This window comes from Sphingobacterium sp. B16(2022) (assembly GCF_012030425.1).
Taxonomy (GTDB): Bacteria; Bacteroidota; Bacteroidia; order Sphingobacteriales; family Sphingobacteriaceae; genus Sphingobacterium; species Sphingobacterium anhuiense.
The window spans coordinates 80,320-106,928 of record NZ_JAAUVN010000001.1 but is presented as its reverse complement, the minus strand read 5'-3'; the positions used below and the strand labels follow the sequence as shown (position 1 = coordinate 106,928).

Here is a 26,609-nt window from a genome sequence, read left to right as displayed (position 1 = left end):
TTGGAAAACAAAAATAAATCATTTATTCATAATAGCCAATTATTTATTAATTTTTTACAAAAGTATCTTTTTTTATAAAGAACTCATTGAAAAATGCCATCTGATAAATGATTGATTTAGACCAATAATCCCAGTTATGGGCACCTGACCGGGTAATAAATGTATGTGGAATATTGTTATAATCTAATTTATCATGAATTGCTACATTTACTTTATAGAAAAAATCTTCCTTCCCACAATCTATGATCAAATCCAATTTGTTGGGTTCAAGCAAATGCACCTGATTGATAACTGATTTATTCTCCCATTCAACAGGATGAGCCGTATAGGTTCCGATTCTACTTTTGATATTCCAATTCATAGGAAAAGGACGAATATCCAATCCACCAGAGGTACTTCCGGCGGCACCGTATATATCCTGATGATTAAGCGCTAATGTCATGGCTCCATGTCCTCCCATGCTCAATCCTGTTATTGCTCGTGCCGATCGATCTTTCTTTGTTGAATAATTAGCATCAATATGTGTTATTAGTTCTTGACTAACAAAAGTATCATACTGATAATTTTGATCACCTTTTACGTCCCAATACCAGCTATCAAATCCTCCATCAGGACAGACAACTATGTATTGATAGTTATCAACAAGCTTTTTTACAGCAGGAACATTATTTACCCAATTATCATAACGTCCACCAAAACCATGAAGTAGATAAAGCACGGGATATTGATTTTTCTTATCGTATTTTTCAGGTAGAATTACAACAGCCTTTATCCCTTTAAGCATACTTTTACTATTGATTGTTAATGTATCTACAGTAGCGGCATGACCTTTAATGAGAAATAAAAAAAATAGTGCCACTAACCAATATTTGAGTTTCATGTTCATTGTATTATAGTTTTTCAAAAAAATAAAGTGATGATTTAAGTCCAAACGGACGTTCACTGATGGTATAAAATCCTTCTCCGTTTAATCCAAAAGTAATAGCTTCCCCCTGTGGTTCAATCTGATAAGGAATTAATGTGGGTTTCCTAGACAGAGCCTGTTCAATCGACTCGTTCCTATTTCTAGTCCAATAAAATATTTGCGTTAAGTTCTTAATTATTATCGCACTACCTGTGGGACTGATATTTGCGGAAGTTGTAAAAGTAAATGGCAATGTTTGAACAGGTGTCAATAGGCTGAAATTCTTTTTCACATTATTAAATATTGTAGCCTTATAAACTGTTGATTGAAAATCTCTTTTCGAAATAACATAAAGCTGATGATCTACGGGATCAACAAATAAAGCTTCTGCATCCCGAGGACCATTCTTATATCGCAACGTAACGGTACGGATTACTTTCTTCGGAATATGAATTAGCGTATCACCATGCTGATATGTTGGCTCAGGAAATATGTGAAGTTTAATATTTTCACGTTTCGAATTATTATCTCCAATATCTGCTAAAATTAAAAATGAATTTCCATTGATGATTACGCGCGCTATATCTTCACAGTCCTTCACAACAATGGATTCTAGTTCATATGTACATAACAAACTACATTTCTTATCGATCAAATAAACCCGAGCCTTATCTCCACTATCATTGTGCACCCAAAAACAGGATGATTGTTTCGCATTGATAATTCCGGACAATTCATTTAATTTCCTATCAGAAATCTCACCTAAGGCCACCTGCGATTTAAAGAGCTGTTGGCTGGTTTGGGTAAATGCGATATGAAATTGTAAAAACAAAAAGGAAAAAACAATAACTTTGTTTAATAGGTTCATGCGTTAAAAATACAATATTTTTTAATCAAACAACGTTTTCTATTTACAAATGAAGCATATGATCAAATTTTCATCTCTAATATTTTTACATCTTACAGCATTTAGTTTAACATCTTTGGCGCAAACAAATGATTTTACAATTAAAATGAAAAGCGGTATCCAGAAAGAGCAGGCATTGCAGGTAAAATATTATAATAGTGCAGATTGGGAACCTTTTTATGCTAAAATAGAATCTTTCTCCTACGATCCCAATTATAGTTATGAACTGCGAATTAGAAGAACAAAAGTAGCAAATTCAGTTCCTAATAAGCCTAGTTATCGTTATACTCTCCTGAATACAGTACAAAAATCTCAGGTAAACTCGGAGAAAATAATCTTAGAAATCAATGATAAATGGGTAGACTGCCAGGGTGTAGGGCAAATGAAGTGCCTACAGGTGAGGTCTACTCCCAAAGATGATTGGGAATATTTTCACAGTCATATAAACGGATTTGATTACGAAGAAGGTTATATTTATAAATTAATAGTGAAGCGTACCAAAATCGAAAATCCGCCACAAGATGCTTCAGCTTATCAGTATAATCTTGTAAAAATTGTGACGAAAACAGCAAGTAAAAACAAAAGATCTTTACCAACAGCAGCAGTATTCTTATCAAGACATAAGTGGAAATTGATTAGTTTAAATGGAAAAGATGTAGCTAAATATAATGCTCACCTACTTTTTGATGCTGATAAGGGCCGGATATCAGGAAACTCGAGCTGTAATAATTTCTTTGGACCATTTATCATAACTAGTAATACGATTGAATTTCCAAATATAGGAACCACAATGCGGGCATGTATGGGTGATAATATTGAATCTGACTTATATCAAGTCCTTGAAAATAGGGAACTTCATTACGATATAGCGGAGCAGACGTTTAATCTGTATATTAAAAATAAACACGTTGCTATTTTCGGCCTGACAGAAAAATAAGTCTTCAATATATGCTCTTTACAAAAACAAATATGTAGGATGATGTGTTTTACAATAAAAAGATCGAAATTATGTCATATACAAAATTCACAAAACTGCATCAGCAGAGTAACTTGCTGATTTTAGGAAATGTCTGGGATGCACACAGTGCTAAAATAGCGGCCTCTGCCGGATTTCAGGCCTTAGGTACCTCCAGTCATGCAATTGCTAATTCACTTGGCTATGCCGATGGAGAGCAAATACCTGTGAATGAGTTATTATTTGTCGTCGAAAGAATAGTGAAATCCGTAAAAATACCTGTTTCTGTCGATTTTGAATCTGGTTATTCAGACAACCCATTTGAAGTTGCCAAATATGTAACACAGCTTTCTGAAATGGGAGTTGTAGGAATCAATTTGGAGGACGGAAAGGTAGTTAAGTCTGGACGCAAGCTCGGTAAAACAGGTATTTTAACAGAAAAAATTGAAGCCATTAAATCGAGCACTAAAAATATATTTATCAATGCTAGAATTGATACCTTTACCACTAAGCATGAAAATGCGCTCGAAGAAACCATTAAAAGAGCTAAAATTTATGAAGAGGCAGGTGCCGATGGTTTATTTGTACCACTAGCAGAAAGTAAAACAGATATTGAAAAAATTGTTAATTCAACACGTTTACCGCTTAATTTATTTCTAACGGATAAACTCGCAAAACCCGCTGTATTAGCAGAACTAGGTGTGAAAAGACTGAGCCATGGTGCAAAAATTTACGAATATTTAGTCGCTCAAAACACGAAACTATTTCATGATTTTTTGGCCAATCCAAAACTTCCTAAATGATATTTTATAAAAGCCATTTATCTTAGTAAAATGGCTTTTATAATTTTACTCCTCACTCAACTGCTGTAGTGCTTCTTTAAATTTAGTTGACTTAAAGTTCATTCCCCCCCCATGTTTATTTACCAGTACCCCTTTTCTATCCAGAATAATTGTTGTCGGTATAGATTTCGTTTGCAGATCCAATGGTAGCTCTGTTTTAATTCGGTATACTGGAATACTATACTTTCTTTTTTTCATAAAATTTCCTCCTTTAACTGCATTGCCGTCCATATCTACTGCCATGAAAATGATATTGCTATTTTCCCTCATGTCGAGATAAAGTTGATTCAGTCCCGGCATCTCAGCTAAACAGGGTATACACCATTTTGCCCAATAGTTGATCACAACAACCTTGCCTTTCAGATTGCTTAAATTGATATCTTCACCATCACTATTTTCAAATAAAACATCATAATCTTGCTGCAATCTTGCTGAATAATCTTTTATATTGATGGAAACAATAAAGGAGAAACAGAATAATCCGATCACCGAAATTAACCATCCTATATTTTTTTTACAAACTCGCATAACATCACCTGTAGTCCAATCTCAAAAATAGAATTTTTTATCAACTTTTATGATAGGCCTAACTAAATACTACCCTCACAATCAAAAGATTAATAAAACAAAAGATAACCCTTTGCTATATTCCTTAAAATGTTAATCTTATTTTAATATATAATCGCTATATTCATTTAAACAAACTGATACATGATCAAAAATAATCAGCTTACAACTAACATATCAAACAAATATGCTTACAATAAACAATTACGAAGATTATAAATCCTATGAAGGAAAGCTTTTGGGATTATCAGAATGGCACAAAATTGATCAGCAACAGATCAACAGTTTTGCTGATGCTACTCTAGACCATCAATGGATTCATGTCGATAAAGAAAAAGCGGAATCCGTTGGACCTTTCAAATCTACTATTGCTCATGGATACTTAACGCTTTCACTCATTCCTTACCTTTGGAAGCAGATTGCTGAGGTTAGAAATGTAAAAATGGAGATTAATTACGGTATTGAAAATCTAAAATTTGGTCAAGCTGTTTTAGTTGATAGCGAAGTTCAGTTGCAAGCAAAAGTAAAATCTGTGAACAATTTAAGGGGTGTTATAAAAGTTATTATCGAAGCTACATTATTGATTAAAGATAATGCTAAACCTGCATATGTAGGTGATGTTATATTCCTTTATCACTTCATGTAGTAAATATACAAAGCATCCATGTTTATATAATGGCACATGGATGCTTTGTATATTTAAGAAAAGCTAAGCGGGAGATACCATATTCCGCTTGAGTTTTTTATACATACTTTTAAGCGACGGAGATAAAAAAATAACAATCAAAATAATAATGCTGATGAGTGACATCAATTCATAATAATCCATTGCAAAACGTACAAAAGCCTGATTTTTGACACGTTCTGTCACCAATTTGACTGCTGTTGCATGTTCATGAAACTGAAGACCATTTTTCAGCAACGTTGCACTTTCTTTTTCAAAATAACGCTGTAATATGATATTATTCTGCTGCAGATAGTCTTGAAAAACCATCTGATGTTGATTGGTGTCAAATAATTTGAAGAAATTTTGTAAACCGATACTACTGGTGTAGCCCAAATACCGTATAGCCAGACAAACCGCCGCCGCAGAAACGGCCAAATGTGACTTCACACTCGCTATTGTAAATAAAATAGTAGGGACCATGATCAATCCAACCCCAAATCCGTGGAGCCATAAAGGAATCCAGAAATAATAATCATTCCCTTCGCTTTCAAAAGAAAAAAACATCACCTGATGGAAACTCAATAAAAAACAATAACCTAATATCCAGATCCACTTGACTGCTTTATGGGCAATAATCCAGTACATGGAAAATAACACCCCCATAATAATTCCTAAAATATTAAACCATTGCACATAGGATAAATGGATCGGATCTAGTTTTAAAACCTGAGAAAAATATTGATTGGACACGGAAAGCGAAAATCGTTCGATATACATCATAAAAAGGATCAATAACCCTAAAAGTAAGCGTCGATTTTTAAAAATGGAAATATCAACATACACGCGTTTTAAAATCAACTGACGGATGATAAAGCAAATCAACAAAGCGATTCCCAACAACAATGCAACCTGCATATGCTGATCTGAAAACCAATACACTTCTTGTCCATACACCATCATATAACCAAAGGCAATGATGACACCACTAAAATAGATACTACTTGGCCAGTCTAGTGAAAACAAAGGATAAGGCCTAATATGACGTATTGATTTCATCGAAAGCAGTATCATTAATAAGCCCGGCATAAAGGCTAATGCAGCATAGAGGTATAATACATCGAAATTAAAGGAATCAATAAACTCTGCAGTTACAAAACTATTTAAGGGGGAGCTGCAGAGCAACATTCCGAAAAAGATAGAATAGCTTACCTCCTTAGCTCGTTCACTATTTAACCTTGAAAAAATCATCGATATGGATAGGTTTACCGCACTGGCAAATAACATTCCTTGCAGAAAGCGCAATCCATAGACCCAGGTAATATCCGTAATTCGATACATCAGAAAACAATTCAGTATCTGTAATAAATTGAATATAACATAATACTGCTTTACTGGAAAAAAGAGGAAGAAACGTCTTTCTAAGATATAAAAGCCAACAAATCCGGCATAGAATAGAATTATCAAAAACTGAACATCACTGGGCTGACTGCCATAATAACCTGCAGTAACTTGAATATTGGCTCCGGGCAAAAAGAATAATACCATACTCGGCATTAAGCAGCTGAATAATATTAGCTTAATCAACCATTCCGGAACCCATTCCTTAAATATCTCTCTCACTACTTTTTATTTTTAGCAACAGATACATTTACGTTCATGCCGGAACGCAAAATTTGTTCACCCTGCTTCTTTTCCAATTCAATTCGCACTGGAACACGTTGGACTATTTTAACAAAGTTTCCAGTTGCATTATCCGGAGGTAATAAAGAAAAAGAAGAGCCTGTGGCAGGGGAAATTGAAATAATTTTCCCTTTAAAGACTTGATCGGGATAAGCATCAGCGATCACCTCTACCGAATCTTGAATACGCAGATAGCGCAATTGGGTTTCTTTAAAATTTGCAGTCACCCAAGTCGGTGTCTCAGCATTAACAATAAATCCCAATACTTCACCAGCATTGACCATCTGCCCCTCTTCAATACTCCGTTTACCGATCATACCGTCATAAGGAGCACGAACCACTGTGTATCCTACATCCAGATGTTTTCTCCCAGCAGCCGCAGATAGTCTATTCTTTTCTGCACTGACTACTGTTTTTTGTACTTCGACATCTCTCACCCGCTCTTGCGAAGCTTCCAATTTATGCTGAAGTGCAGCCAATTCACTTTTATAAACGTCTAAAGTCGCTTTGACATCTTCCATTTGCTGGGCTGTGGCAGATTTTTCTTCATAAAGAAATTTATACCGATCATACTCTAGTTGTTGCTTCGTTACCCTAGCCTCATTTGCATCAATAGATTTCTTTAATGATTCATGCTCCTCCATTAGGATCTGCTTTTGACTGCTCAACACATTCATTTCAGCATGCTCTTTGTATACAGAAGCATTAGCTTGATCGGCCTCGTATCTATATTCACGTTGATCAATAATCAGCAACGTATCACCGCGTTTTACAAATTGGTGATCATGGTAATGCACAGAGACAATGTACCCTCCCACTCTGGAGATAATAGGATTGATATACTGAGTTACCTGGGCATCATTTGTGTAAGCATAGTTTAACCGAATCCATAATGTGCGTCCTCCCCAGAACAATAATGCACATAATACAAGTGCTGCGATCCAGTTTGTTAATTTTGTCAACTTAGCATCGGTCAATGACCAACGAGATTTAGGTTTCATTAAATAGTACCTTTTAAGAATTCAATAAAATAATAGTGTTTCTGTATTGCTATTTTAGCAGTTTCGAGTTCAAATAACGTTTTTAGATGCTCCATGTCTGCGTCTAACAGATCTGTAACAAGAGCTGATGATTTAAAATAACGGTTTTTGATAATACGAGCATTTTCTTTGGCAAGACCAACATTCTTCAAGCACACATCTCGTTGTACACAAGCTAATTTATAATCCAGATGTGCTTGTAAAAGTTGATGTTGCATATGCTCTTCTTCTAGATGGTGCTTTACTTCTTCTCTATCCACTGCAACTTTCGCAATTCTTACGAGATTTTTATTACTATAAACAGCTGAAATTGGGATCTTCAATTTGAGACCGACAATTCCTAAATTATACCAACTATCATTATATGGGTATAGAAATATCTGTGGATTGGCAAAAGTAAAATTACCAGCAAGACCAAGTTCTGGCAGATAATTTGCTTTAGATTGCTTAATTGCCAGCTGTTTTATTTTCACTTCCTGTTCAGATTGCTGCAACACAAAAGCATGGTGTTTAGCAAAAGCCCAGGATTCATCATAACTATCAACCTTTACTATAAAATCATGTGGCACTGGAACGATTGTGGCATCGCCACCAATAATGAAATTTAATCTCTGATTGAATGCTTGAATATCATGGTCAATTTGAACCAGCAACAGTTCGCGTTTAGAAAGTTCCAGTTCCATACGCAACACATCACTATGGAGTAAAGCACCCGAAGTATATAAATTTTTTATTTCTTTTAACTGGGCTTTCTGATCAATAATATCTGATTCAATTAAGGTTTTATCCATATAAGATCTTTCTAGATCTAAAAACAGATTACATACATCCAATTTGATCCCTGCTTTATCATTTGCCCACGCAATAGAAGCAAGCACCTGTTCCAATTTTCGGGATTCAATTTTCATCATATCTTTATGACCATTGTAAAGATTTAGATAAAAATCAACCCCAGTATCATATAAATAATGAATGACATCGTGTTGACTTGGTTTGTTAAATAGTCCATGATCATAGACGGGCATATTGGTTGCATAACTAGCAGAACCACGTAATGAAATTTCCGGGAGCAATTCCATTCGCTGTTGTTGGACTGCCAATTTACTTTCTTCAATCTGCAAATAGGAAGTTTCTATTTGCTTGGAATTCAGCAATGACTTACTGATTATATCTTCCAAAGATGTTCGTAACGTATCAGAAGCCTGGACTTCTGAAATAGCAGATAATAACAACCCAATTGTTAGCATCCGCTTTACCATGCTGGTAATAAATATCACTTTCGTTTCTATAAAAATTTTGCGTTGCAAACATAGAGACTATTTGGATAAATAATTTCTTCACAATTGCCAATATCTTATGCATAAAAGACAAAATCAAATAAATAGAATACAAAACAACTCAATTAAGACATGCTATGAAAACGCAAGAACTCATTTAATGAAAATTAAATTCTAAAATAGAAATATATTTACAAACGACATAATGTTATTTTCTAATATAAAACCCATATGACGTAAAAAAGGTCTACTGAATAACGGGAATGTATTCAGCAGACCTTTTCCTTATGGTATCATATATTTTTTAGCTAGACCCAACCGTAAAAACCTAACTTATTCCTTCGCAGGCCGTAATAAAACAGTTATAATTTAATACCAGATTTTAGTCAAAATCAAAGAAATCTGAAAGAAATGATTTCTTCTTTTTAGGATATTGCTGATGTTTATTATGGTCATCACGGTGACCCTCGCGATAATGCTCACGATAATCGGATCTTTCCCTATTGCTATGCTCAGGACGGACTGATCGATCTTCATAAGTATTTGAAGATACTTTGTTTTGCTCAGCGGCATAAGACATCAACTTATCAAGTTCTCCTTTATCCAACCAGACACCTCTACAAATAGGGCAATAATCAATTTCAACCTGATGACGCTCTGTCATCAATAAAGTTTCGTTGCAATTTGGACATTTCATATCTTTCTATTTCTAATTTTTCAATCAATTAAATAGCAATTTACTGAAATTAAGACTATCATCACGTTGCTATCTGACACATTTCACATTATTTAACAAGTATTATCATAACAATGTAATGCTGTTGATTTTCTCTTTATATATGCCCCTAAAAAAGAAATTCATCACTTAAGACATCAAAGATTAATCCCATTCTAAAAATTGAGAAAACTTTGACACCAAAAAGTCTAATAGCATATATTTTTATTTTTTAGGATCCAGTGTTATTTCATAGACTTTAGGATCATATTTCATCATCGCCCCAGTAGCAGCATCAACACCCCAACCAATTATTCCAATAAAGTTTAAGATAGAGACCGGATTAAAAGTTGTTTCAGGTTGAAACATCTTAAATTCATAGCCTTCTTTCTTTAAAGTAACTGTTTGACCGCTAAAACCTTTTTTAAGTCTGACTGCTACAGGAGTTATGCCCCTATCAAGACCATCAACCTCAACTTTAGCACCTTCAGGAAAGGTTTTAATAGTCACTGTTTGTTTTGTCCCTGTAAAAATTGTCGCACAAGAAGTTAAAGTAATAGTTACTAACGATAATAGTAAAATTTTTTTCATAATATGTTTATTGAGATAAAGTGCAAAGATATAAAAGGAAAGTTATTATCATGAAAACAACTTAAGATTAATTTAAATAAATTTAGATCTATTTTGAATTTACACCAAATTGCCTATCCGGTAATGAAGTAAAATCATATATTAAATTCTTGACGAGAGAAGAATATGCTACATGTAAAAAAAATATCATTATTCTTTTTAGAAAGCCTCTAAAAACTATCTGACCTCAAATCATAATAATCACACGGAAAGCAGAACTTTAACTTTATAATATCTTTAAAAATGGACTTAAAAAAGAGAGAAAAAAAGCGTACCTTTGCGGTATGATTAATGTATCCAATCTTTCTCTTCGCTACGGTAAACGCGTATTGTTCGAAGATGTCAATCTCAAATTCACACCTGGTAACTGTTACGGTATTATTGGTGCCAATGGAGCTGGAAAATCGACTTTCTTGAAAATTGTTTCTGGAGAAATTGATCCTTCTACAGGTTCCGTTGCTTTTACACCAGGCGATAGAATGTCGGTATTAAGCCAAGATCACTATGCTTTTGACGAATTTACAGTTTTGGAAACCGTAATGATGGGTAATCATGAGCTATACAAAATCATGAAAGAGAAAGATGCGATCTATATGAAAGAAGATTTCTCTGATGCTGACGGTGAACGCGCTGGTGAATTAGAAAGCTTATTTGCTGAAATGGACGGCTGGAATGCTGAATCAAATGCCGCAACACTCTTAAGTAGTTTAGGTATTAAAGAAGAATTCCATTATAAATTAGTTTCAGAAATTGACGGTAATCAAAAAGTACGTGTCTTATTGGCGCAGGCTTTATTTGGTAAACCAGATATTTTGATTCTCGATGAGCCTACCAACGATCTTGATATTAATACAATTGCATGGTTAGAAGATTTCTTAGCTTCTTATGAAGCTATCGTATTAGTTGTATCCCATGATCGTCACTTCTTAGATGCTGTATGTACGCATACAGTAGATATTGATTTTGGTAAAATGACCATCTATACCGGTAACTACTCTTTCTGGTACGAGTCTTCTCAATTAGCGTTGAAACAACGTACTGATCAGAATAAGAAAACTGAAGATAAGGTTAAAGAATTGCAGGAATTTATTCGTCGCTTCTCGGCCAATGCATCAAAATCAAAACAAGCAACTTCACGTAAGAAAGCTTTAGATAAGATCAACATTGATGAAATTAAGCCTTCTAACCGTAAATATCCTGCGATCATGTTTAATACCATGAACAGAGAACCAGGAGATCAAACTTTACAGGTAGAAGGATTGAGCAAAACAGTTAACGGCGAAGTTTTCTTCAAAGACATCACCTTCATGATTAACAAAGGTGATAAAATTGCAGTATTAGGTGCAAATTCATTGATTACTTCGGCATTCTATGATATCCTTACAGGACGTGACAAAGATTTCAAAGGAGATATTAAATGGGGTATTACGATCACTCCTGCAGATATGCCAATGGATAATTCACCTTTCTTCGAAGGTAGAACAGAAAATCTGGTTGATTGGCTAAGAGATTACACAACAAACCCTGATGCTGATGAGCAATTTATTCGCGGTTTCTTAGGTAAGATGTTGTTCTCTGGAGAAGAAGTCTTGAAAAAATGTTCAGTACTTTCCGGAGGTGAGAAGATGCGCTGTATGTTCTCCAGAATGATGCTTCAAGGTGCAAACTTCTTAATCTTTGATGAGCCAACGAATCACTTGGACTTAGAATCCATTACTGCTTTGAACAACGGTATGGTTGATTTTAAAGGTTCCATGTTATTCACTTCTCGTGACCACGAATTAACTGAAACGGTAGCAAACCGTATTATTGAATTAACTCCAAAAGGTATCATCGACAAGTTGATGACTTACGATGAGTATATTAATAGTGAAGTTGTACAGGCACAGCGTGCTGAAATGTATAAATAAGAATTATTATCTATAAAAAAGAGAGGCCTTGATTGTTATAATCAAGGCCTCTCTTTTTTCATAATCTATATTAATTTGAATAAACTCCAAAATCAGCTAAATGTGAATAGAAGAAATTACCCCACGAACTTGTCGACTCTATTTTTAGATACTGTGTATTTAGTACCGATGTAAAATCTACATTGATCCAACTTCCTGACACTTGTATCAATTGAGCTGTTTTTACCAACGACCAGCTAGTACCATTTGTACTTGAGTAAATATTAATATCCTTCATCGCCCCGTTTAGGTTATCCCGATTTCTAAAAGCGACTCCTTTTACAGATCTCAAAGCCCCCATATTCACAGAAAAATAATGCGGCTGTGGCGTTTGAGCTGACGACCAAGGCGTATGCCATATTGTACTTCTATTTTTATCTAAAACGTTGCTTGCAGGCGCACCATTTTCTTGACTATCAGCTGCTATGATTGACCAGCCTGTTATCGGTAACAAGTTGTGAACAACAACTTTAGACAAATCAGGAAGATTATTGACAAAACTATATAAGTAACTATAAGTCGACCGGCTACCGTTCTCATGCATAAAACCAATACGAAGCTGGTAGTCTCCAGTTAAATCGTAAAAATCTGCCAATGGGCACTCAAATCTAAAGCTGTCAACGCCAATTACTTTAGTCGACCATTGCACAGCATCATAATCCTGATTACCACCATATGGACTTCTATCATGCCAAATCACGACATCTTTCACCGGCTTAGTCGCTGTAAACTTACCTGAAACAATAATTTTATTGCTAGCTACAGAAGCTGATAATGATGTAATATCTACAGAGGCTGCTTGGTACCAATCTGTACGTGTTACTGTACTGAATACTTGACTATTATTAAATGTTGCTGTAGTAGCTTGTGTCAGCGAAGTTGTAGAGATGCCATAAGTCGAATTACCACTTCCCATCAATGCCGTACCTAAAGTAGGAGCCAATGTTTTATTCATGCGGTTATGGCTAGCGTTAAGACCATGACCTAGCTCATGAATCATTCCTCCAATCCATACTGTTGCTTTCCAGCCGATATCGCCACCTATTCCTAAATTTTTAGCGTCTAAATTCACATAGTCCAGCGCATAACATGTGGTACCCGTTCCATAAAATGGCGGACCTCCTGGATTCGCCGGATCACTATTGTAAGTAGGAATGACAATCAGATTATGCTCACTTTTCTTTGCAGAAGGATTTAAAGCATAGTAAGCATCCACTTCCGATTTCACTGCGCCACTCCCCCCCTCATAAGGATAAGTTGCTTTTCCAAAATTACCTGGAATGTAGATAATATTAATTAGAGAGTCGTTGATCAGATCCAAACCAAAAGATTTACGACCAAAACCTTCGCGGTCCATGTTCGAAGCAAACATTTCCTGCGCATCGAGTAATATCTTACTCAGGCGCTTTCTGAAATTTGGTATAGAATCCAAATCATTTGGCACAAAGTAAACGACATTTAATTTGTAGGGATTGTTGCGCCATTCATTAGTCAAATTAAGCGCTTGCTTTTTTCCTAGACCGGATTCATCCTTGTCATAATTACTCAAATCCTGTGTAATGTCTTTACAAGAGAATACAGTAAGTAGCACTATACTACAGAGTACGTAAAAAGATTTATTCTTCATATTTTATGTTATAATGGTGTTAACCGAATTTATAAAAGACAAATCATTTTAAAAAAAATTATTTAAAAAATATAATATTTTACTTAACGCAAACGATTGTTTTTCGCAATCAACTATACTATTTGTAACAAAAGCATAGTAAAAACTATTTCACAACCAAAATATTAATTACGATTAAAGAAAAATTACAAGCACATTGATCAACGATGAGGTCATAAAAATGATTTTTCTTATAGTGAATGTGGCTTATAATTCATTTAGGCAAGTAAACATAGAATAGATTTAAATTTCTAGTAGAGGTGTTCAAAACCTGAATCATTAATAGCTAGATTTTTTTTTATTCCAGCCTCCTACTTACATCCAAAAAAATTATTATGATTCTTTTTATCTTTCTTATACAGCGGAAAGATGTTAATGATATAATAAAACGAAAATAATTACTGCAGGTAGCTTTTACACGAAAAAAATCATAAATTTTTAACAGATAAAAGATTGACTATTTTATATTGATTTTTTTAAAAAAACCTTTCTAAACGTAACTTAAAACAATATTCATATTAAATTATAAGCGCTCAATTACAGATAGTTAAAAACTAATAATTACTATTATTTAAAAATAAATGCTGTAATATGAAAACTAAAAAATATATTTGTCTACCAAATCGATAGATTTAATATTAAATATGAAAAGAACATTACTAAATTTTATTATCATCGCGATTATTGGGGTGGCCAAAACTACTCCCTCTTTTGCTCAAGGGTCCAATATTATTGAACTCACCGGTCATATTATTGACCAGAACACAAAAGAACCTTTGCCCGGAATTACCATTACAATTCAAGGAACTGTAAACGGAACATCAACGAATAACAAAGGTGATTTTAAACTCAACACAAAGGCAAAATATCCTTTTACATTAAAAGTATCTGGAGTTGGTTTTGAAACAAAAACTTACGAAGTAACAGGTCCAGAATCCAACTTAAATTTAGCATTATTGACGCAAACAATTCTCGGAAAAGAAGTGGTAGTCACGGCATCACGAACACAGGAAAGTATCTTAAAATCTCCTGTTTCAATTGAAAAATTAGATATCAGAGCTATTAGAGAATCCCCTGCCCCTAGTTTTTATGATGCACTTGAAAATGTTAAGGGTGTTCAAATGACCACTTCAAGCATTACTTTCAAAATTCCTAATACCAGAGGTTTCAATATTCCTAATAACTTTAGATTTGTTCAGTTGGCTGATGGTGTAGATATGCAAGCGGCGACATTAGGTGTTCCATTAGGTAATGCCATAGGTCCCACAGAATTGGATATTGCAAGTATAGAAATAACTCCTGGCGCTTCTTCTGCTCTTTATGGTATGAATGCCATTAATGGGATGGCTAATCTATTGACAAAAAACCCGTTTTTATACGAAGGATTAAGCGTTTACTCCAAAAATGGGTTAAATCATACCGGCGGTACTGGTCGAGAATTGAGTAATTTGACAGAAAATGCCGTCCGCTTTGCCAAATCTTTCAATAATAAATTTGCATTCAAAGTCAATCTTAGCTATTTAAGAGGAACAGACTGGTTGTCTAATTCTTATCAGGATCAAAATCCAAACACATTAAACACAGCAAACCCTGGCTTCCCAGAACTTTCGGGTAGTAACAACCCGGCCTACGATGGCTGGAATATTTATGGTGACGAAAATAATAATGCTGTGACCCTTTCGGGTTTGAACATTAATGGTAAAGCAAACCAATCTCTAATTGTGAGACGTACAGGTTACAAAGAGGAAGATCTTTCAAAGCCTACAGTTGAAAATTTAAAATTTGATGCCGCATTACATTATCGCCTTACTGAAAATGCGGAATTATCTTATAGCTACCGATTTGGTCAAATGGATGGCGTCTTTCAAAGAGGAAATAAAATTCAATTGGATAATGTAAAGGTTCAAAATCATAAATTAGAATTAAAAGGAAATGACTATTCTATAAAAACCTACCTTTCTACTGAAAACACGGGTGACTCCTACAATATTAAACCTTTGGCAGACAATTTAGACCTGACTCATTTATCTAATAATGCATGGCGAGATCTTTATAAAAACTCATTGCAAACACAGTTAAATGAAGGAATATCTTTAACAGATGCTTTAAGAAATGCTAGAATAGTAGCTGACAAAGGTCGTGTAGAACCTGGTACAAAAGATTTTGATGAACTAAAGAATACCATTACTAAAATCAATAATTGGGATCATTTGAATGCAGGCGTTAAAACCGGTACTGCAACAGGTGGTGCTCAATTGAAACAAATGAGCAGAACTTACCACGTTAATGCACAATGGGATTTAAGCCGACACATCAATATTTTCAACTTATTAATAGGGGGTGATGCGACCATTTATGAAGTAGTTCCTGACGGAAACAACTTTGTGGATTTTAAAAGACCTATAGCAGACAGGAGTCAGCCTTTGTCAAATGGTTCTTTTGGTGAAAATGTCTATTACAAAAAAGTTGGGGGTTTTGGACAGATTACAAAATCTCTTCTGGATGAGAAATTAAAACTTTTTGGATCATTACGGGTTGATTATAATCCTGAATTCTCAGCTAAAATTAATCCTAGGATTGCAGCAGTATATACCCTAAAAGAAAAACATAACCTTAGAGCATCTTTTCAAAATGGATATCGCTTTCCTGCTCTATTTGAAGCACTATCATTTGTCAATAACGGAAATGTACGTCGCGTAGGAGGCTTGTCCTATATCAATGAAGGACTTGGATACTTAGATAATTCATATACCCTTCAATCCGTAAATAGTTTTAATGCAGCGGTAAACAAGGATGTCGCAACTGGATTGACAGCTAATGATGCGGCACTTAAAAACCGGGAACTTTTAGCTGTTACAAATTTAAAGGCAACAGAGCCAGAAAGTATCAAGTCTTTCGAAATTGGCTATAAAGCGGTATTGTTTCAAAACAAATTAGCTATTGACTGGGATCTTTACAGCAATGTCTATAATGGATTTTTAGGTCAGGTAGAAGTCGCCGTCCCATCTACAGATAAGATCACAACAGATGCATCTGTTATTGATATGTTAGCTAGTAATAGATCCAAACAAACCCGTTACCGTGTTTATACGAATGCCAAAAACAGTTATAACAATTATGGAAGTTCTCTTGGCATTACTTATAACTTCAGTGGTAACTATACAGTATCCGGCAATATTAACTACAGTGATATTACTAAAAATAAAGAATCTGATTTATTTGTTACCGGATTCAATACTCCTAAGTGGGCATCTAATCTATCTTTCGGAAATAGACAGATTCTGCCAAATGTAGGTTTTAATCTTGTTTGGAAATGGCAGGATGCATTTGACTGGGAAAGCCCGCTTGTGAATGCCCGTGTCTCCGCTTATAATAATATTGATGCACAGGTTAGTTACAAGATGCCTAAAACAACTATTAAACTTGGTGGAAGTAATATACTAAACAATCATTATATACAATATGCAGGTGGACCGACACTTGGCGCTTTATACTATATGGCTATAACTTTTGATAACATCTTAACGAAATAATATTCCCTCCCCCCTTCTATTATAATTGGTTTAATCCTCCTCATTTCTCGATGACGGAGGATTTTTTTAAACTTTATTTTAAATAAAGCCCAAAATACCATACCCATGCTATTAAAATAAGCTGCATCGGAAGTCTTTGTGCATATAAATAATTCATCCCCGGCCCCGTATAATCGGCTTTAAAAATATTGATCATCTTTCTCGAAGAATTAACATTTGCAATGAAAACGACAACAAAAAAGATAATGAGCAATATTGCAGTGGTTGCTCTTAATGAAGGTATCATTAATCCGATTCCAGCGGCAATTTCGAGTACTCCCGTTAAGTATACTAAAAATAATTTTGCAGGAATAAAATCTGGCATCATCATCACCATACCTTTTTGAAATCTAAAATGCGACAAACCAGTGAAAATGATAAAAACAGTCATACCAAGATTACCTGCAAATAAAAAATCCCAAAAACCGTAGACTAATTTTGTGCCTATCAGGGCAAGAAAAAAAGCTGTAAAAAGAATAAGTAATAATTTCATAAGTCGATCATTAGTTTGTCCTAATCTAAATCTTGTTTTAAGTTTACAAGTGCATCACTTGAGAAACAAATAAATTAACGATTTGTTACAATCAAAATGATCTGTTAGATTCAGTTCTTTTCATTAGCACTATTTTTCAGATAAACTTTTACCTGCTTTTTACATTAATCCGAAATCAGGCACAAAAAAAACAGCCGTATGTATATTTACGGCTGTTTCTATTCTTTTACGTTTTTAGCTTATTTAGTGTAAGCTTGATGTATCCACTTTGTTCTTACCTTGTTTGATCATCAGCACGAATGGTACACAGGCTATGAATAATATTCCGATGTATAAAAACACATCCATATAAGATAAAACAGTAGCCTGCTTCATGACTGAACCTTCTAATAATTGATAAGCTTTACCTAAGGCTTCATTCGGGGTAAATCCTTTAGCTATAAAACTAGCCTGCATCTGATTGATACGTTGCTGTACCTCAAAATCAGTTGGATCTAAATTAGCTAATAAATTAACCCGATGGCTTTGACTAAAGCGAGAAATAAATGTCGTAATCAAAGCAATACCAAATGAACCACCCAATTGACGCATCATTCCCGTAAACGCCGCTCCTTCACCAATACTTTTACCCGATAAGGTCGACAATGATAAAGTCATTACTGGCACGAACAATAGACCTAAACCCACACCTCTAAATATTAAAGGCCAAAACATGTGTTCCGCTCCCGTATCATTTGTGAGACGGCTGTACATCACAAATGAAAAACCAAAGAATACACATAAACCTATCGCGACCATATATTTCTGAGGAACCCCATTCTGAATCATCTTACCGATAAAAGGCATCATGAAACCAGTCATCAGCGAACTCGGAATAAGCAGTAAACCTGCATCTGTTGCTGTCCATCCCAAAATAGACTGGGTGTAAATCGGAATAACAAATGTCGAACCAAACAAGCCGAAACCGAGTATAAAGCTCATCACGACACCAACTTGTAGATTTTTATCCTTTAAAACCCGCAAATTAACAATCGGCCGGTCATAGGTCAGCTCTCTCCAGACGAAAAACAGTAATCCTAAAACTGATGTAACCGAAAGAATAACAATTGTACTATTGGAGAACCAATCATCCTGCTGTCCATGTTCCAATACAAACTGTAAAGAACCAATAAACATAATCAAGAAAACCACACCCCACCAATCCACATCTTTAGCAGCCTGTTTTTCACCATATTTAGGACTCTTAACAAATGTAAGCGTCAAAAGAACAGCAATAATACCTAAAGGAACATTGATATAAAAAATATAAGGCCAAGAGAAATGATCTACGATATAACCACCTAGAGGAGGACCTAGCGTTGGCCCAACAATAACCCCCATTCCGTAGATGGCCTGCGCCATACTTCTCTTTGCCGGAGGATAACTTTCGGTAATAATAGTTTGAGCAGTAACTAATAATGCTCCACCACCCATTCCCTGTATAAATCTAAAAAATACCAGTTCCCAAATATTGGTTGAATTGCCACATAAAAACGAAGCAACCGTAAAAATAATAATAGAGGCTGCAAAATAATTTCTGCGCCCAAACTGTTGCGATAGCCAACTTGTCATGGGGATCACGATCACATTCGCGATTGCATATGCTGTAATGACCCAAGCGATATCCGTTAACGTCGCACCCAATGTTCCTTTCATATCATTGAGAGCAACATTGACGATGGTGGTATCCACAATCTCCAATAAAGCACAAAGAACTGCTATAATGGTGATGATGACACGCCGATACCCATATTCAATGAGACTATCCTGATCAAGTGTAGCTGTCATAATCTTATTTTAAGTGAACGTCAACGTCAGCGTTCATTCCTGGACGCAATAAAGCAATATGATCAGCTGTGTTAGCTTTCGTTAATAATATCTTCACAGGAAGACGCTGTACTGTTTTCACAAAGTTACCAGTAGCATTATCCGGAGGAAGTAAAGAAAATTTAGAACCTGTTGCCGGTGAAAATGAATTCACTTCACCTTCAAATTCGATATTTGGATACGCATCAACAGTAACTGCTACCTTTTGTCCAATTCGAATATCATTCATCTGTGTTTCTTTGAAATTAGCAACAACCCAGGTCTCATGATTATCAACAATGTAAAATAATGCTGCTCCAGGATTAACCATCTGTCCAGGTCTTATTTTTACATTAGAAATCTGACCGTCTGCAGAAGCAGTAACTACTGTATACGAAAGATTCAATTTAGCGGCGTCAACAGCTGCTTTAGCGCGTTCAATATTAGCCTGTGCTACTGCTGTTTGTTTACTTGCAACATTTGTTTTACTCAGCACAGCCTGACGTTGTGAATTTGACGCATTTCGCTGTTGTTTTAAAATCTCAACTTGCTTCTCCGCCTCTAGCTTAGTTGTTAAAGCCTGTTCATATTGCTGTTTCGTAATTGAATGGTTATTATAAAGATTCGAATACCGGTTGAAATCATTTTGAGCTTGTTCTGCACGAATTTGCGCAACATCAATACTTCCAATATTAGAACGAACCGTCGCATCAGAAATCGCTACATTAGCAGAAGTGGCATTCACATCAGCTTTCGATACTTCAAAAGATCCCTCTGCGCCCAACAAAGCAGCTTCAGCTTCTTTTACCTTTATCAGATAATCCTGTGTATCAATCGTAAATAATGTATCTCCCTTTTTAACAATATCATTATCCTTTACATACACTTGTGCAATATAACCACCTACTTTAGGAATGATCGGGTTCATATTTTTATCAACCTGTGCATCATCTGTTGTTTCATGCGACTGACTGTGGATGTATTTATAACCACCATACCCTCCTCCAACTAAGATAAGAGCAATAAGAATGAAGACAAATTTCTTATTTGATGGTTTCTTTTCTTCTTGATTTTCCATTGATATTTATAATTATTTTGTTGTTAATTGACCATTTACTAAAAGTAAATCATAATATTTCTCTACAGTATTAGCTTTGGAAATCGCTAAGTTAATTTTTGATTGCAACTGTTGTACATCAGCTTCTAATAAATCATCTGTATCCGCCACACCATTATCATATTTATCCTTTACAATACGATAATTTTCATTCGCCTGATTTACTGCCTCTGTATACAATTGATTTTGAGAAATCGTCAAGTGATAATTTTCATTCGCCTGTTGTACCTGAACTTTAATTTTGTCGTTCATAATAACTACATTTTCATCCACTTGGCTTACTTGATTACGGGCGATATTGACATTCTTCTTATTTTTATAAAGTGATCCAATATCATAAGAAACTCCTACACCAACATTCACTGCATTTTTCACTGTTACCAAATTATGTACGTCCAGTGCAGCATAACCACCCGTTAATGCTATTTTGGGCAATGCATTAGATTTCTCAATATTGACCTTATTCAAAGCAATATCATGTTGTGCCTGTAAGGCCTTCAATTCATTCCTATTGGCCAACGCGGTTTGAACATCAGAGAAATCTCCTGCTATAGGTGCCTCATCCAGATTGATCGCAGAAACTTGAGTAGCCTCATCTAGTTTTAAAAAATTAACCAACTGATAATTTAAAACATTAGCATTTTTTTTTGCTTCCTGAAGAGAAACCTTATAATTAGACAATTGCAATTCAGCTTTTAAAAGATCATTTCGTGGAATGATCCCATTCGCCTCCATCGCTTTAAAATCTGTCACACGTTGCTCAGATCTTTTAATATTTTCTTCCATTAAAAGTGCAGTCTGTTGCGCTTTATACAAATTGATATACAAGCTAATACCTTGTTCAGCCAATTGATCTTTTAACGCTAAAGCTGAGAACTCCTCCATCTTCACAGCATTGCCAGCTGCTGCGATACTGTTTTTAATTTTTCCACCTGTATAGATGGGCATACTTACAGAAGCCTGTCCTAGCATTAACTGATTAGCTTTAATATCCATCGGATCTGAAGATGATGATACAGGTATCCGAAGTTTAACATCCGGAGAAGTCATTGCTAAATATTGTCCGCTCAACTTAGCGTCAGGAAGTAAACTATTCTTTGAAGCATCCAACTCCAATTTTCTTCCTTTAATTTTTGTTTCTGAAGCTTTTGCTTCCAAACTTTGTGTCTGAGCAAGACGGATTACTTCTTGCAAAGTGAGGGGATCACCCTGTTGCGCAAATGCAACCCCCTGTAGACAGAAAAGTAAGAGTGCCAACTTCCCTATTTTAATATTCATATGTTAATAAAGCTTTAATCGTTCTTTGTAAGTGGGTTACTAAAGTTGACTCCATATATTGACTATATTCCTCATCAGTAGTAAGATTTAATTCTGATTTTAGAAAAGATCTGTTCATCTGAAAATTCATGAACGTCCCCATCATTGTGGCATGTATCAAGATTGGATCATTACCTGATCGAAACTCGCCTGCATCTACTCCTTTTTGAAGAATACTTGAAATGACATTTAAATTGTGCTTTTTTAAATTTTTATAGGAATCGGAAAGCATCAACCTTTTTTTCACTCCGGCTTCTATTGCCAAAATATGATAGATCGCCAGACTAGAATTCATATATTTAATATAAGATTTTACCATCTCGTCAAGGATATCCATCACAGGAATAGTCAATTGTAAAATACTCTCATCCATCTTGAATTTTTCAACCCTGTAGGTAAAAAGATCATCTAGCAATTTATCCTTAGAACCAAAATAATAATTGATCATAGCGACATTGACCTGGGCTTCATGTGCTATATCACGTACAGATGTACCATCAAATCCACTTGTAGCAAAAAGCTTTTCTGCGACATGCAATATTTCTAATTGTTTTTCACTGAATTCCATTATTGGGATTTTAAAAACCGTGTGCAAATTTAAACAAGCGTTTAAATTAAACAAGCGTTTAAATTAAAATTTACAAAAAGATAACATTAATTCGATATCATTGTAAATAAGATAAATAACATTGATTTACATTAGTTTTTCCATAAAAAAAACCTTCCTCAAACAAATGAGAAAGGTTTCTTTATAAAAATATTGAGAATATTTTAATCGTAATTTCTTATAAAATTGCTAATTAAGTATTGTAAAAATCAATTCTGTCAGGATATCTTTAGTACTCGTATTACCTCCTACATTCATTCCTTTTGATTTTAAATCTGCATCTTTTAATGCTTCGATGATCGTAAATGTTTTTCTTCTATTGTAGTTACGTGCTGCAAGTTCATATTCTTTCATAAAAAAAGGATGAACACCCAGCTCTTTAGCGGCTGTGCTTTTATCAATAATATAATGATATTTTAAAATCTTGGTGAAATATCCAGCTATAGTACCTAGAACTAACACTAAAGGATTACTTTTTGGATTTGCGGCAAAATAATCTATAATCTGATATGCTTTAAATGCGTTGCGCTTCGCTAAAGCAGTATTCAGTTCAAAAACATTAAAATCTTTCGAAATACCAATATTTTGTTCAATATCTGCCACAACAATTTCTCTTTCCTTTGGTACATTGAGCATCAGTTTATTCAGCTCATTGACAATTTTAGAAAGTTCTGTACCTAAATATTCTGACAGTAGGGCCGCTGCTTGAGGATGTATATTCCATCCCTGTTCTTTAATATAAGAAATAACCCATGCGGCTACTTTATCGTCATAAAGTTTGTTTGATTCTACGACAAGGCCTTTTTTTTCAATGGCTTTGTATAATTTTTTACGCTTGTCAAACTTGCCATATTTATAATCAAACACCAAAACCGTACTCACTGTACATTGCTCTACATATTTGAGAAGCAATTCGTCATCCTTCCATTTTAGATCCTGAGCCTCTTTAATAATAATCAGTTGGTGATCACTCATCATTGGATAACGCTTGGCAGCATTCACAATTGTCGAGAAATCAGTATCCTTTCCGTAAAGTACAGTTTGATCAAAACCTTTCTGAGCATCATTAAGAACCGTATGCTCTAATGCATCACTTATGACATCTATAAAATAGCTTTCCTCTCCGTGCAATAAATAGACCGGCTGAAATTTACGTTTTTTAATGTCTGTTAAAATAGGACTGATATTCATGATGCCACTAAATTACAACTAAAATGACGAACCGTAAAATTTGAATAACGGAATCCTACATCTCTTCTATTTTGAATAATTCAAAAATTAGTATCTTTGTCCTATGTTTAACCCAATTCCGTTAAATTTACCGCCATATCCAGCGAAATTGACAAAAGAGAATGAAACCATTTTCATTTTTGACGATTTACGAAAGAAGAAACTTGTTTTAACTCCGGAAGAATGGGTTCGCCAACATTGGGTACACTTTCTCCATATCAACAAAAAGTATCCTAAATCCTTAATGAAGATAGAAGGTGGCTTACGACTGAATGACCTTCAAAAACGAAGTGATTTACTCATCTATAATAATCAAGGAGAAAAAATAGTACTAGCTGAATTTAAGGCGCCACATATAAAAATTACACAGGCGACCTTCGAACAGATCGCTAATTACAATTCTATCCATAAAATTCCGTTACTCTTAGTAAGCAATGGATTGCAGCATTACTATTGTAAAATTGATTTTGAAAACAAATCATTTGCCTTTATAAAAGAGCTGCCGAGTTATGATCAACTTTAAGAGAATTGTAACTCATGTGTAAAACAAATGGCATATAGTATTTATTATTTAAAATATAGTTTTATATTAGTCTTATAAATTTGAATCACAAAGAATATGAATATAGATAAAAACGAATTCAGAAAATATGCAATCAAGCATCACAGAATTGGAAGTCAACATGTTGATGGATTTATTGCACGAGCGCAAGTAAACACACCTACAAACTTGACTCCATACATCGTAGAAGAGCGTCAATTAAACGTTGCTCAAATGGATGTATTTTCACGTTTAATGATGGATCGTATCATTTTCTTAGGTGATGGTATCAACGATCAGGTAGCAAATATCATTCAGGCACAATTGTTGTTTTTACAATCAACAGATTCCCAAAGAGATATTCAAATCTACATCAATTCACCAGGTGGTAGTGTTTATGCAGGATTAGGTATTTATGACACGATGCAATATATCGCACCAGATGTTGCTACAATCTGTACAGGTATCGCAGCTTCTATGGGTGCTGTATTATTGGTTGCTGGAGCAAAAGGTAAACGTGCTGCATTGAGACATTCACGTGTCATGATCCACCAACCTTCCGGCGGTGCTCAAGGTGTTGCTTCAGATATGGAAATCAATCTTCGTGAGATGATGAAATTGAAAGAGGAACTTTACACTATTATTGCTGACCACTCAGGACAAACTTACGAATGGGTAGAAAAATCTTCTGACCGTGATTACTGGATGAAGGCTTCCGAAGCAAAAGACTTTGGAATGATTGACGAGATTTTACTTCCTAAAAAGGAGATTATTAAATAATAATGGCTAAAAATAATAATAGTGGCGTTCATTGCTCATTCTGCGGAATGAGTAAAAATGATGCCCAAATGCTTATCGCTGGAGATGGAGCTCACATCTGTGACCGCTGTATCAATCAAGCAGGCGAAATTCTAGCGGAAGAATTGAAACAACGTAAGAGTAAAACATTACAAACTGCGTTAAAACTCATTCGTCCCTTAGAGATAAAAGAACACTTAGATCAGTATGTTATCGGGCAGGATGACGCAAAAAAAGTGATCTCTGTTGCTGTATACAATCATTACAAACGTCTAAATCAAAAAGTTGATCAAGATGAAATTGAAATTGAGAAGTCAAATTTAATTGTTGTAGGTGAAACCGGTACTGGTAAAACCTTACTAGCCAAAACGGTAGCAAAGATTTTAAATGTACCTTTCAGTATTGTAGATGCTACAGTATTAACGGAGGCCGGTTATGTCGGTGAAGATGTTGAAAGTATATTAACTCGTTTATTACAGGCGGCAGATTACGATGTTGCGGCAGCTGAACGCGGTATCATCTATATTGATGAAATTGATAAAGTAGCACGTAAAAGTGATAACCCTTCCATTACCAGAGATGTATCTGGAGAAGGTGTTCAGCAAGCATTGTTGAAAATCTTAGAAGGAACAGTTGTTAACGTACCACCTCAAGGTGGCCGTAAGCATCCTGATCAAAAAATGATTGCTGTCAATACAAGCAACATTTTATTTATCTGTGGTGGCGCATTTGATGGCATTCAAAAGAAAATTGCCAATCGTCTTCGTACACAGACAGTAGGTTACAGAATGAATGAGGATGATGCAGAAATTGATTTAAAAAATCTTTATAAGTACATCACACCTCAGGATTTAAAAAGTTTTGGTTTAATACCGGAATTGATCGGAAGATTACCTGTATTAACGTATTTGAACCCATTGGACAAAGAGACACTATTAAGTATCTTGACAGAACCTAAGAATGCGTTAATAAAACAGTATAGAAAATTATTTGAATACGAAGGAATTGAATTAAAATTTGATACCGAAGTCTACAACTTTATCGTAGACAAGGCTGATGAATTTAAACTTGGAGCTCGTGGTTTAAGAAGTATTTGTGAGGCTATTATGCTCGACGCAATGTTTGAAATTCCTACGTCAAAGGAAAAGACGAATCAAAAAGAACTGCATATTACGTTAGAATATGCGACGAAAAAATTTGAAAAGTCGGACATCAAAAAATTGCAAGTCGCTTAAATAAGAAATCCCTCGCATACCGCGGGGGATTTTTTTTAGCCGCACAAATTTCTTC

23 protein-coding genes are annotated in these 26,609 nt (G+C 34.9%); 8 read left to right on the top strand and 15 right to left on the bottom strand.

Annotation, left to right across the window (positions count from 1 at the left end):
- Positions 1 to 46: 46 nt before the first annotated feature.
- Both HCX49_RS00450 and HCX49_RS00445 read right to left on the bottom strand, forming a co-directional pair.
- A complete protein-coding gene (locus HCX49_RS00450) occupies positions 47 to 886 on the bottom strand; it encodes an alpha/beta hydrolase (RefSeq protein ID WP_132772936.1) in 840 nt (279 codons plus the stop codon).
- A gap of 4 nt (positions 887 to 890) precedes the next feature.
- Complete coding sequence (locus HCX49_RS00445) at positions 891 to 1,772, bottom strand: hypothetical protein (protein ID WP_168125840.1); 882 nt, start codon at positions 1,770 to 1,772, stop codon at positions 891 to 893.
- 58 nt (positions 1,773 to 1,830) lie between these two features.
- Here HCX49_RS00445 and HCX49_RS00440 point away from each other — a divergent pair, with 58 nt between their 5' ends.
- Together HCX49_RS00440 and HCX49_RS00435 are read left to right on the top strand one after the other, a co-directional pair.
- Entirely contained in the window at positions 1,831 to 2,748 is a 918-nt protein-coding gene (locus HCX49_RS00440; protein ID WP_165905976.1) for a DUF4377 domain-containing protein, read from the top strand.
- A 71-nt stretch (positions 2,749 to 2,819) separates the two neighbouring features.
- On the top strand, positions 2,820 to 3,569 hold the full coding sequence (locus tag HCX49_RS00435; RefSeq protein ID WP_132772940.1) for an isocitrate lyase/phosphoenolpyruvate mutase family protein: 750 nt from the start codon (positions 2,820 to 2,822) through the stop codon (positions 3,567 to 3,569).
- Positions 3,570 to 3,614: 45 nt separating this feature from the next.
- Here the strand turns inward: HCX49_RS00435 and HCX49_RS00430 are convergent, their stop codons facing one another.
- A complete protein-coding gene (locus HCX49_RS00430; RefSeq protein ID WP_132772941.1) occupies positions 3,615 to 4,136 on the bottom strand; it encodes a TlpA family protein disulfide reductase in 522 nt (173 codons plus the stop codon).
- Positions 4,137 to 4,362: 226 nt separating this feature from the next.
- On the opposite strand from HCX49_RS00430, the gene HCX49_RS00425 reads away from it, so the two are divergent.
- The gene (locus HCX49_RS00425) at positions 4,363 to 4,821 is read left to right on the top strand and encodes a MaoC family dehydratase (protein WP_168125839.1); all 459 of its coding nucleotides are present in this window, start codon (positions 4,363 to 4,365) and stop codon (positions 4,819 to 4,821) included.
- Between the two features lie 63 nt (positions 4,822 to 4,884).
- Here the strand turns inward: HCX49_RS00425 and HCX49_RS00420 are convergent, their stop codons facing one another.
- The 5 genes from HCX49_RS00420 to HCX49_RS00400 form a co-directional block, all read right to left on the bottom strand.
- Entirely contained in the window at positions 4,885 to 6,462 is a 1,578-nt protein-coding gene (locus HCX49_RS00420) for a beta-carotene 15,15'-monooxygenase (protein ID WP_132772945.1), read from the bottom strand.
- Positions 6,462 to 7,523, bottom strand: a complete 1,062-nt coding sequence (locus HCX49_RS00415) for an HlyD family secretion protein (RefSeq protein WP_132772947.1) — start codon at positions 7,521 to 7,523, stop codon at positions 6,462 to 6,464. Before HCX49_RS00415 ends, HCX49_RS00420 begins: the two co-directional genes overlap by 1 nt.
- On the bottom strand, positions 7,523 to 8,809 hold the full coding sequence (locus tag HCX49_RS00410) for a TolC family protein (RefSeq protein WP_165905977.1): 1,287 nt from the start codon (positions 8,807 to 8,809) through the stop codon (positions 7,523 to 7,525). Before HCX49_RS00410 ends, HCX49_RS00415 begins: the two co-directional genes overlap by 1 nt.
- 412 nt (positions 8,810 to 9,221) lie before the next feature.
- Positions 9,222 to 9,536, bottom strand: coding sequence for a zf-TFIIB domain-containing protein (locus HCX49_RS00405; protein WP_132772951.1), 315 nt, complete (start codon positions 9,534 to 9,536; stop codon positions 9,222 to 9,224).
- A 243-nt stretch (positions 9,537 to 9,779) separates the two neighbouring features.
- Positions 9,780 to 10,145, bottom strand: a complete 366-nt coding sequence (locus HCX49_RS00400; RefSeq protein WP_021188459.1) for a PEGA domain-containing protein — start codon at positions 10,143 to 10,145, stop codon at positions 9,780 to 9,782.
- A gap of 323 nt (positions 10,146 to 10,468) precedes the next feature.
- Here HCX49_RS00400 and HCX49_RS00395 point away from each other — a divergent pair, with 323 nt between their 5' ends.
- On the top strand, positions 10,469 to 12,094 hold the full coding sequence (locus tag HCX49_RS00395; RefSeq protein WP_132773672.1) for an ABC-F family ATP-binding cassette domain-containing protein: 1,626 nt from the start codon (positions 10,469 to 10,471) through the stop codon (positions 12,092 to 12,094).
- Between the two features lie 70 nt (positions 12,095 to 12,164).
- Here HCX49_RS00395 and HCX49_RS00390 read toward each other — a convergent pair whose 3' ends face one another.
- The gene (locus HCX49_RS00390; protein ID WP_168125838.1) at positions 12,165 to 13,760 is read right to left on the bottom strand and encodes a discoidin domain-containing protein; all 1,596 of its coding nucleotides are present in this window, start codon (positions 13,758 to 13,760) and stop codon (positions 12,165 to 12,167) included.
- 683 nt (positions 13,761 to 14,443) lie between these two features.
- On the opposite strand from HCX49_RS00390, the gene HCX49_RS00385 reads away from it, so the two are divergent.
- The gene (locus HCX49_RS00385; RefSeq protein ID WP_168125837.1) at positions 14,444 to 17,332 is read left to right on the top strand and encodes a TonB-dependent receptor; all 2,889 of its coding nucleotides are present in this window, start codon (positions 14,444 to 14,446) and stop codon (positions 17,330 to 17,332) included.
- A 73-nt stretch (positions 17,333 to 17,405) separates the two neighbouring features.
- Here the strand turns inward: HCX49_RS00385 and HCX49_RS00380 are convergent, their stop codons facing one another.
- The 6 genes from HCX49_RS00380 to holA form a co-directional block, all read right to left on the bottom strand.
- Positions 17,406 to 17,864 carry a membrane protein gene (locus HCX49_RS00380; RefSeq protein WP_021188461.1) on the bottom strand — a complete coding sequence of 153 codons (459 nt, stop codon included), beginning with the start codon at positions 17,862 to 17,864 and terminating at the stop codon, positions 17,406 to 17,408.
- 243 nt (positions 17,865 to 18,107) lie between these two features.
- Entirely contained in the window at positions 18,108 to 19,691 is a 1,584-nt protein-coding gene (locus HCX49_RS00375; RefSeq protein WP_021188462.1) for an MDR family MFS transporter, read from the bottom strand.
- A 4-nt stretch (positions 19,692 to 19,695) separates the two neighbouring features.
- The gene (locus tag HCX49_RS00370; protein WP_021188463.1) at positions 19,696 to 20,787 is read right to left on the bottom strand and encodes an HlyD family secretion protein; all 1,092 of its coding nucleotides are present in this window, start codon (positions 20,785 to 20,787) and stop codon (positions 19,696 to 19,698) included.
- Between the two features lie 12 nt (positions 20,788 to 20,799).
- Entirely contained in the window at positions 20,800 to 22,104 is a 1,305-nt protein-coding gene (locus HCX49_RS00365; protein WP_168125836.1) for a TolC family protein, read from the bottom strand.
- Positions 22,094 to 22,711, bottom strand: a complete 618-nt coding sequence (locus tag HCX49_RS00360) for a TetR family transcriptional regulator (RefSeq protein ID WP_132773680.1) — start codon at positions 22,709 to 22,711, stop codon at positions 22,094 to 22,096. The genes HCX49_RS00365 and HCX49_RS00360 overlap by 11 nt, the downstream gene beginning before the upstream one ends.
- Positions 22,712 to 22,939: 228 nt before the next feature.
- Positions 22,940 to 23,941 (bottom strand): DNA polymerase III subunit delta, encoded by a 1,002-nt coding sequence (gene holA, locus HCX49_RS00355; protein ID WP_168125835.1) that lies wholly within the window; start codon positions 23,939 to 23,941, stop codon positions 22,940 to 22,942.
- 103 nt (positions 23,942 to 24,044) lie between these two features.
- On the opposite strand from holA, the gene HCX49_RS00350 reads away from it, so the two are divergent.
- From HCX49_RS00350 to clpX, 3 genes are all read left to right on the top strand, one after another.
- Positions 24,045 to 24,503, top strand: a complete 459-nt coding sequence (locus HCX49_RS00350; protein ID WP_132773684.1) for a type I restriction enzyme HsdR N-terminal domain-containing protein — start codon at positions 24,045 to 24,047, stop codon at positions 24,501 to 24,503.
- Positions 24,504 to 24,599: 96 nt separating this feature from the next.
- Positions 24,600 to 25,301: an ATP-dependent Clp endopeptidase proteolytic subunit ClpP gene (gene clpP / locus HCX49_RS00345; RefSeq protein WP_132773685.1), complete on the top strand. Its 702-nt coding sequence runs from the start codon at positions 24,600 to 24,602 to the stop codon at positions 25,299 to 25,301.
- 2 nt (positions 25,302 to 25,303) lie between these two features.
- On the top strand, positions 25,304 to 26,554 hold the full coding sequence (gene clpX, locus HCX49_RS00340) for an ATP-dependent Clp protease ATP-binding subunit ClpX (protein ID WP_132773687.1): 1,251 nt from the start codon (positions 25,304 to 25,306) through the stop codon (positions 26,552 to 26,554).
- Positions 26,555 to 26,609: the final 55 nt, after the last annotated feature.